Annotated in this window: 9 protein-coding genes; 3 read left to right on the top strand and 6 right to left on the bottom strand. The window is 41.5% G+C overall.

The features are described 5' to 3' along the window. Window positions 1-89 precede the first annotated feature (89 nt). From JJE29_08435 to JJE29_08425, 3 genes are all read left to right on the top strand, one after another. Window positions 90-563 (top strand): YeeE/YedE family protein, encoded by a 474-nt coding sequence (locus JJE29_08435; protein ID MBK5252641.1) that lies wholly within the window; start codon window positions 90-92, stop codon window positions 561-563. A gap of 35 nt (window positions 564-598) precedes the next feature. After that, on the top strand, window positions 599-1,864 hold the full coding sequence (locus JJE29_08430) for an FAD-dependent oxidoreductase (protein ID MBK5252640.1): 1,266 nt from the start codon (window positions 599-601) through the stop codon (window positions 1,862-1,864). Between the two features lie 149 nt (window positions 1,865-2,013). Next, window positions 2,014-2,928, top strand: a complete 915-nt coding sequence (locus JJE29_08425) for an EamA family transporter (GenBank protein MBK5252639.1) — start codon at window positions 2,014-2,016, stop codon at window positions 2,926-2,928. A gap of 66 nt (window positions 2,929-2,994) precedes the next feature. On the opposite strand, the gene JJE29_08420 is transcribed toward JJE29_08425, so the two are convergent. The 6 genes from JJE29_08420 to JJE29_08395 form a co-directional block, all read right to left on the bottom strand. Next, window positions 2,995-3,195 (bottom strand): cold-shock protein, encoded by a 201-nt coding sequence (locus tag JJE29_08420; protein ID MBK5252638.1) that lies wholly within the window; start codon window positions 3,193-3,195, stop codon window positions 2,995-2,997. A gap of 301 nt (window positions 3,196-3,496) precedes the next feature. Beyond that, window positions 3,497-4,348, bottom strand: a complete 852-nt coding sequence (locus JJE29_08415; protein MBK5252637.1) for a Bro-N domain-containing protein — start codon at window positions 4,346-4,348, stop codon at window positions 3,497-3,499. A 925-nt stretch (window positions 4,349-5,273) separates the two neighbouring features. Further along, window positions 5,274-5,765, bottom strand: a complete 492-nt coding sequence (locus JJE29_08410) for a ferritin family protein (GenBank protein ID MBK5252636.1) — start codon at window positions 5,763-5,765, stop codon at window positions 5,274-5,276. Window positions 5,766-5,796: 31 nt separating this feature from the next. After that, window positions 5,797-6,042, bottom strand: a complete 246-nt coding sequence (locus tag JJE29_08405) for a hypothetical protein (GenBank protein MBK5252635.1) — start codon at window positions 6,040-6,042, stop codon at window positions 5,797-5,799. 121 nt (window positions 6,043-6,163) lie between these two features. Further along, window positions 6,164-7,792, bottom strand: coding sequence for an S-layer homology domain-containing protein (locus tag JJE29_08400; protein ID MBK5252634.1), 1,629 nt, complete (start codon window positions 7,790-7,792; stop codon window positions 6,164-6,166). Between the two features lie 15 nt (window positions 7,793-7,807). Next, a complete protein-coding gene (locus tag JJE29_08395) occupies window positions 7,808-8,725 on the bottom strand; it encodes an anti-sigma factor domain-containing protein (protein ID MBK5252633.1) in 918 nt (305 codons plus the stop codon). Window positions 8,726-8,741 lie beyond the last annotated feature (16 nt).

Here is an 8,741-nt window from a genome sequence, read left to right as displayed (position 1 = left end):
GGTTTAATCATATAGAATTCCTTTCGTTATAAATATTATCCTTCTATATGTATTATTCGACATAAGTATAAAAATACCTTTTTGTGCTTATGTGGTTATTTTTCTTAACAATTATTATTATCTTAGTTTTTCAGTGGCCTCGTAATCCATGGGGTGTTTCAGGCGTACTTGCAAACTGGGGTGCTTGGATTTACGAGGCCGTAGGCGGAAGTGTAGACAAATGGTATTATTTCAGCAGCAACGGTGCTCAGGCAACTCTTGAAGCTGGAATTCTCAACCATGCTCCATCAATGAGAAATATCGGCATCATATTCGGTGCATTGTTCGCATCGTATGCCGCTTCTCAATTCAAAATCAAAAAAATCAAAAGCAAAAAGCAAGTTGTAGCCGCGGTACTCGGCGGGCTCATGATGGGTTACGGCGCAAGAATCGCATATGGTTGCAACATCGGAGCTCTTTACAGTGGTATTGCTTCCCTTTCACTTTCAGGATGGGTATTCGCATTCTTCATGTTCTTCGGGGCAGTCGTAGGCAGTAAATTGCTAGTAAAGTACTTTATGTAAATATTATAGGACAACAATGACACAGGGAGGTTCACATGGCTCGAGAGAAAAAAGTTGAACAATATGATGTAGTAATCATCGGAGGCGGTGCCGCCGGACTCACCGCCGGAATATACAGCGGTAGAGCTCGTCTCAAGACATTGCTTATAGAAAAATCGCTTGTTGGCGGACTCGCCACATACACCAACGAAATGGAAAACTACCCGGGATTCCCCGAAGGCACAAGCGGCGGCGGACTGATGGAACTTTTCCACAAGCAAACAAAAAAATTCGGAGTAGAATTCAAATTGACAGATGTTAAAAGCGTTGATTTGGCTGGCGAAGTAAAGGTTGTAGAGACATTCAGAAACAAATTCGAAGCAAAAGTAGTAATAATCGCTTCCGGAGGAAGACCTAGAATCACAGGCGCCATCAACGAAGACAAGTATCTCTTCGACAAAGGCATTTCTTTCTGCGCAACATGCGACGCCGCATCAAACACAGGCAAGACTGTAATGGTGATAGGAAGCGGAGACGCAGCTATTGAAGAAGGAATGTTCCTTACTAAGTTTGCAGACAAGGTAATTGTTTCGGTAATGCATGACAATGGCAAGATGGACTGCAACGAAATCGCTAAAGCCGCTGCTCTCGACAACCCGAAGATGGAATTCATTTGGAACACAGTTACTCATGAATTTAGGGGTGAAGACGAACTTGAGTATGTAGTTCTAAAGAACCTCAAGACTGAAGAACTTATTCCAGTCAAGGTTGACAGCTGCTTTGAATTCATCGGATACATCCCTAACACGGAAATGTTCAAAGGCCAAATCGATATGACCAACCGAGGATATATCCTCACAAATGAAAAAATGGAAACAAACCTGGCAGGTGTTTACTCCGTAGGCGATGTACGAGAGAAATTCCTCAGGCAAGTTGCAACAGCAGTAGGCGATGGAGCCGTTGCCGGTTTCAGCGCAGAAAAATTTATTTCTGAAGAAGAGCAGTTCAAGAGTTATATCCTTAGAAACGATATAGACAACCTTGTTTATATTTACAATGGAATCGACGAAGCAAGCCGCGAATTACTTCCAAAGGTACAACAAATAGGTTTGGACCGCGAAGGCTATGTTTGCACTCCCGTTGACGTTTACAAATCAAAGGGAATCGCAGAAAAACTTGGAGTAGACACTTTCCCATGCCTTGTTGTTGTCAAAGACGGCAAAATCGTTGACAAAATAGACAATGACCTTTGCGAAAGCAGCATCTGTCAAGCTTTGGACGCATGCGAATGCTCCTGCAGCAGTTGCACCTGCAATTGCTAAGATAATTATTTAAGCACCGCATATTGTGATGTACGATGCCTAAAGAAAAATCCCGGGAAACCGGGATTTTTCTTATTTTTATATATATAATTAGTGGTAGAATGGTGCAGTATAGATATGTTTGAAAAGCTGTGGAAAGGATAAAAACAATGAAAAACCCTTCGAGAAATGGATCTTTTTACATAATCTTAGCCGGTAGCTGCTGGGGTTTCATAGGCCTCTTTGTAAAAAATTTATACAAACTTGGCCTGACTCCCTATGAAACGGTTTTTTACAGAATGCTTATAGGGACTGCATTTCTCGCTCTCGTCATCATGTTCAAACCATCCGCAGGCTTTAAAATAGGCAGGAATGCCCTATCAAAAACATTGGCCATAGGACTTATCAGCCAAATGCTTTTCAATTACTCCTACTTCAAATCAATCGATATGAATCCTCTCAGCCTTGCCGTAATCCTAATGTATACGTCCCCTGTATTTGCAATCATACTCGCAAGGATACTTTACAAGGAATCGCTTTCCCCCAAAAAAATCGTCGCCCTTATTTGCTGTCTAGGCGGCTGCTTCTTTACAGTAACAGGCGGTAATCTGATTTTAAGCAACCTTAGTCTTTCAGGCATATTATTCGGACTTCTTTCGGGACTCAGCTATGCCATGTTCCCTATAATAAGCAAGAGCATCCCTTCCGGAACAAGCCCATACACACTCACCTTCTACTCCATGCTTTTCGGATGCATCTTCTTCATCCCTGTTGCATATTTCAACAATGCCCTGACTTTTTCCGTTTCAACCGGCAAGATACTCAATTTGGCACTTCTGGCATCTGTGTCGACAGCCTTGCCATACATTTTCTATTACACAGGAATGAGCAAGGGAATAGAAGCATCAAAGGCGGGTGTTATAAGCTCAATAGAAGTTGCCGTAGCCATAATCGTATCTATTGTCTTCTTCAGAGAAAGCCTAAACGCAGTTCAATTCATGGGCATCATTCTTGTATGCCTCTCGATATTCATACTCAGTACAAAAAAAAGGCCGGTTTTCCCGGTTCTCAAAGAGCCAAAATAAAAGCGCCATCCTCCACGGAATGGCGCTGCTTATGTCTTATATCTTTGAATATAATAATAAGCTTAACTATGCTTTAGTAACATTGGCGGCTTGAGGTCCTCTTTCGCCTTGAACAACTTCGAATTGAACTTCTTGTCCTTCATCCAATGTTTTGAATCCGTCCATCTCTATAGCTGAGTAATGTACAAAAACATCATCTTCACCTTCAATTGAGAGAAAACCGAATCCTTTTTCTGCGTTAAACCATTTAACTGTACCTAATTTCATTTGCAAATCCTCCAAAACTTAATATATTTGTGTCAAGCACATGTGCATATTATCATAAAAAGAAAATATTGTCAATAATTTCTGAAAAAACAGTTATCTTCAAATGAGCCTATACCGTCTAGATTATTGTTCCTAATCCTAAAATGGCGCGTAATTCTGCTCCGACCACCAATTATCCTTAAGCATCTCGTATTGCGCAGCAAATTGTTCGTAATGGGTGCGTTCCCATTCTGCTAGCAGAACTTAGCGGCCTGAATAGAACATATACAAGCGATATTGTGCGAAAAAATCGTAATATTTCCTACTTGTCCTTATCCTTATCATCATAAAGTATATCTGTTATGACCTTGGTAAAATCAACAGAATTCTTTTCTGTAAGAACAGTTTTTCCTGTAGTATTTTCAATTTCCTTACGAGCATTACCTGCTATACTACCACCTTTTATTGCTACTTCTCTATTCTCATCAAAATTTTTAGGTTTAATATTTTTTGAAAGCTCTGTAGTTGTAGCTTCTGCTAACATATTTAGTACAAGCTCTAATGTAGACATATTATCTCTTAAATTTTCTTTTTTAATTCCTTTGAAATGTTTGTATTGTCTTGTATTTAATCCTGCCCATGCTTTTGTAATTTCATCTGTAAGTATTGCGTATTCAATTCCCTGTTTTACTCCTCTATCATCCCATTCATCAGTTAATTCTTTTCGCACTTGGATTGTCTGCAGTCTTTGGTTTATCCACTCGCGTGAGTACCCCTTTTTAAGATATGTTTCCAACGCTCTATCTATAGTAAGTTCAGGATCTATGGTTTCATCTATCCTCTCACTTCCTACACGAGCTAACCACATTTTAAATGGTTCTGCTTTAGGCGATGGAATTGATTGAATAATACGCAAAAGTTGTTCCGTATCAGCAACGTCTGTCTTTCTCATTTTTCCATCAACTGCAGTCATTTTCAACTGTACGATTTTATCGTACGTTTCATTTCCTTCATTTTTCAACTTAATTTTCAAATCACTCCAATATCTTCTTGGTTCTTTACTCTCCGTTAAAACATCTATAACATCCACTATTGAAAAATACCAATTCCCTTTTTCTGCATCCCACTCAGTACGAATCTTTTTGTTTTCAAATAATTGAATTTTATTTCCCATAAGAACTTGCCTCCATAATATACTTACATTCAAGACATCCTGACTACCTATTTTCTTAGAGTATTTCCTGAATCTAAGAGTATCATTAATCATAATAAGTGTACAAAATTCGTTCTAACCAAACAAGTGTTTTGCTTAAGCTTTTTCTGTAAAATTCCAACTTTCATAATGTCTCTCGGAGCAATGAATCTCGTAGCTTATAGACGTAATATTGGTTTGGCTGCATGAGTAAGTCCAAAAAATGTCCGCACCCCAAATGGTACACAAATAGAGTATCATTCACAAATCAATGAGGCCGGTTCGTTTTGATTGATAGTATCACTTTAAATTCTACAATCCTTACCATCCTATTCCATTTTATCATTAAATATTCCAAATGCAATTCTCCAACCCCCAGACTGATGAAAATGCTCTAGTTCAACGCAGCAACGAAACCCAGTGAGTGGAGCATGCCTCCCACTGTCCATTGGCGAAGGCTTTTGTCAGCTATTTCGAGGAACAGTATGCGGTCGTCTCAAAGGTCATCGCTGAGCCAGTACTCCGAACCCCTTAAACCCTCAAGATTAAATTGTCCCATGCCAGGCACATAAAAGCAGACACAGCCAGAATTTCTTCCGATCATGTGTCTGCGCTGAATGTCCAGTAGGAACTATTTGTATTTACTATTTTAGTATTTTAAAACCAGGTGAATCCTTAATCAATTTTCAGAACTCATCCCTTATTTCTGGATAAAAATCATTATCGTCAAATTTAACTATCTTGGCTCCGCTCATGCTGCCTATTTCATTCTGTATTAAATCAGTTCCATTTGTGCTATGTAAGTAAATTAAGCATAGATATTCGAACTTCTGGTATCCCTCAATCAAAAGGGCGGGTTGAAAGAATGAATGATATTCTTCAATCCCGCCTACCTGCGAAAAAACACCTAAAATGGCGCGTAATTCTGCTCCGACCACCAATTTTCCTTAAGCATATCGTATTGCACTGCAAATTGTTCGTAATGGGTTTGTTCCCATTCCGCAAGAACATTGAAAAGCTTCTTCATTTCTTTCACTTCTGTTTTTTCGGCATGTCCTTTGTAAAATTCCACAGAAGCTTTTTCCATTTGCATTCCTATCCCGTAAACCGATACAGCTATTCCAGCCGACTTTCTGTCTAGGTTTTCCCATTTGAATATTTTAGGGGATGGAGCATCCTTGAGTTTGTCGAGATTGAAATCGCATACATTTCCTTCGTCCATGGAGCACTTGAAATCATTTAGCCAATCAATATGCATCTTTTCCTGCTCGGCAAGCTCGAGAAAAGCATTTTTGGTTTCCTCGTCCATGGCCTTGTCCGCGGCCATTTTGTAAAATTCATATCCCTCAACTTCGTTTATTATGGCAGTTTTTATAGCCATCATTTCCTTTTCATACATAGATGTTTGTCTCCTTTCCCGTAAAGAATCCCTAGAAAATCATCGTCTTGACCGTAACGCTGTCGATTGCCTGAAGCTTGCCCATTAGCTCCCTGGAATATTCGTCAGTATTTTCAACGAATTCCAGGAGTATGATTCCGGAACTGCTGCAAGCATTGACGGCTTCATGAAGTCCCAAACGGGTCTTTATATAGCAGCCGTATTCCGTAAGAATGTTTTGTACTGTTTTGGCGTTCTTTTCTCTGTCCGCGATGCGGACGCCCATGATGGTTGTCATAGAAATGCCTCCTTGTTTTTTATTGTCCTTTTTCATATGTACCCTGTTGAAATTTTGCAAAACATAAAACCGGACGGTTTCCCGTCCGGTCAGACTGATTTGATTTTAAAGCATATATCGCTTATTCTGTTTCAACTTCGACCAAATATTCAAGAGAGTTGTCGAGGCCGATAATCATTTCGACATCGTCAAGGGCTTCCATGTCCTCAAATCCCTCTTCAAGCTCGCCTTCAGAGTTAGTGTAATATACTGTCTTGTCCCCGTCATCTATTTCGGTAACCCTGTATGCTGTACCGGACGAAAGCTCATAAATCACTCCGTTTCCGGCTACGCCTCTAGAACCATCGGCCAAAGTCACACGACCCATTTCCATGTCAATGGTGAAAAGAACTTCCTCTCCTGGGTCAGCTTCTGTATCAATGAATTCAACAGGAATCACGTATGCACCCGGAGTCGAAATATATGCCCTGAACCCGATTGTTTCGTCTTCATCTTCAAGTGTAAATTCAGGATATATACAAGTATCTCCATCTTTAGTCATTTCTTTCCAACCGCCATCATCATACTGTATTTCTAACCACTCGGGAATGTCTTCAAAGTTGAAAACTATTTTGACATGATTCTCCTTGTCATCGTTGCCATCAACATTGATTGTGAAACCAATCCAGTCATCTGAGAACGTTTCGTCTACATCGTAACTGGCTGTCATGTCATAGGATTCGCAGGTCCAGAAGATCTCTTCTGCGTCGCCCTTAAGCTCATTTCCTGCTTCGTCAAAAATATTTTCATAGTCGAGCCATATGGTGTATTCCTCGTCCAATTTAAGATCTTCATCCGGCTCTATTGTCCAAATTCCCTTGGTTGCGGTACGCTCGATATCAGTTACTGTAAATACAACCGAATCATCATTTGCATCCTCGAAAAAGATTACAACATCCGCATTGGACTCATTGAATTCCTCGCCGTTTTCATCATCATCATCGAATACGAACTCGCTGAAACGAATCTCTATTTCAGGGTCGAGACTCGTAATGCATCCGGCCTCTTTTTCGACATAGATTGTGGCATAAGGATCTGAAACCTCTCCGTAGTCGAAGAATGTGAGCCTATGCATAACCATTGCAGCCTCGGCGCGTTTGAGGGCGCCTCCTCCGTGGAACATATTCTCGTCGTCGCCTATCATGAGACCGTTCCTATTCATCCATCTAATTTGTTCTTTGTATACACCCAGTTCCTCTTCATCATCGAATCTGCTTTCATTGTTTCCAAAAGAATCCCAATCAAATTGATCGTCATTCACATTAAGGTTTGCCGCATAGAATGCGAATTCCGCCCTAGTTATGGCCGCATTGGCATTGAAAAGCTTCGCAGAATCTCCGAAAACACCATTTCTACCGGCCCAGGCATAATAACCTTTTCCCCAATCCGGTCCCTTGTACAATCCGTAATCTCCGGTTTCAGAGTCTTTGCCTTCACCGTTTGCCGCTTCATAAATCATAACCAAGGATTCCAATTTGGTAACGGGCTTGTTAGGCATAAACTTTCCGTTCCCGTAGCCCTTCAGCATTCCGCTCCCCGCGAGTTCGTATATGGTTGAAGCTGCCCAATAGTCATCAGCCACATCTTCAAATATCACCATCTTTTTTGCCTGTCCCGGGGGCGTGAATCCCCCCTTAGGTGCCGCATAACCCACCGCGACTGTCGATAACATCAACATGAATATCAATACAAATGCTGTCAATTTTCTCATGATTCATCTTCCTCCTTATTTGTTTCCCTTCCCGGAACTATTGCCTTTCCCGGGGTTTCCGCTTTCTTCGTTGCCGGTTTCATCATTTGAATCTATGACATCGCCGGTTTCATCTTCTTCATTGCCTTTATCCTTAAGGGTTCCGTTTCCATTGCCCCTATTGAATGTCTGCATTATTTCCTTCACAGACAAATCCTTATTGCCTTTGGCAAAATCCGCAAAGGGCTTGATTCCCAAGGGCTCTGTGTCGCCGTTCCTGTTTCTCTCCGTTTCTTCATTTTCTCCGTAGACTTTCTTCAATAGATTCAGCTTTCCGGGGGTTATTTCGAGACCCGCGGCCTCGGCCTTGAAGGCTTTGTATTTTTCCATTGTTCCCGTTTCTGCAGTATATGTAAATTGCAGACCGGTTTCGGCATGATAGTTCTTAATCGCGTTCTTGGCCTTTTCAAGGTTTTCAGACTTGTTTCTGCCACTTACAAGCAGATTTACGAAGTTTTCCGACCCGTCCTTGATAAATTCCTTTTCCTCCGCTGCTTCGAGTATCATCTTGACGGCCGTTCCCACGCCCTTGTTCTTGAGGTTTCCGGCTGTTTCAAGCACATCCTCGCCGTCCCCGTTGACTCCCGTGACCCTTATTACCTTGTCAAACATGTTGTAGTCCAACTCGATGCCCGGGTTGATGTCCACATCGACATAGCCCTTCGGAGCATAGTATGCGTAGCCTCCGGCTCCCGCACCGAAGAAAAGGAGAAATGATGCCGCCAGTGCCGTCAAGCGCCTGGCAGTTCCTTTGCGTCCGGCTTTTTCGCTTCGGACACTTATCTCCTGCCCAACGCGAGCGCTTTGGCTTTCTTTCTTCATCTTGATGAATTCACCATTTTTCTTCATGACAACCAAATCTTTTCCGTCAACCTCCATAACGATACCCTTCACAACATCACCTCCAATC

The sequence above is a fragment of the Peptostreptococcaceae bacterium genome, assembly GCA_016649995.1.
Classification (GTDB): Bacteria; Bacillota; Clostridia; order Peptostreptococcales; family BM714; genus BM714.
This window is presented reverse-complemented; position numbering and strand designations above follow the sequence as displayed.

Coding starts and splice junctions, on each gene's coding strand:
- JJE29_08435 (MBK5252641.1), top strand. CDS start 90: ATGTGGTTATTTTTCTTAACAATTATTATTATCTTAGTTTTTCAGTGG.
- JJE29_08430 (MBK5252640.1), top strand. CDS start 599: ATGGCTCGAGAGAAAAAAGTTGAACAATATGATGTAGTAATCATCGGA.
- JJE29_08425 (MBK5252639.1), top strand. CDS start 2,014: ATGAAAAACCCTTCGAGAAATGGATCTTTTTACATAATCTTAGCCGGT.
- JJE29_08420 (MBK5252638.1), bottom strand. CDS start 3,195: ATGAAATTAGGTACAGTTAAATGGTTTAACGCAGAAAAAGGATTCGGT.
- JJE29_08415 (MBK5252637.1), bottom strand. CDS start 4,348: ATGGGAAATAAAATTCAATTATTTGAAAACAAAAAGATTCGTACTGAG.
- JJE29_08410 (MBK5252636.1), bottom strand. CDS start 5,765: ATGTATGAAAAGGAAATGATGGCTATAAAAACTGCCATAATAAACGAA.
- JJE29_08405 (MBK5252635.1), bottom strand. CDS start 6,042: ATGACAACCATCATGGGCGTCCGCATCGCGGACAGAGAAAAGAACGCC.
- JJE29_08400 (MBK5252634.1), bottom strand. CDS start 7,792: ATGAGAAAATTGACAGCATTTGTATTGATATTCATGTTGATGTTATCG.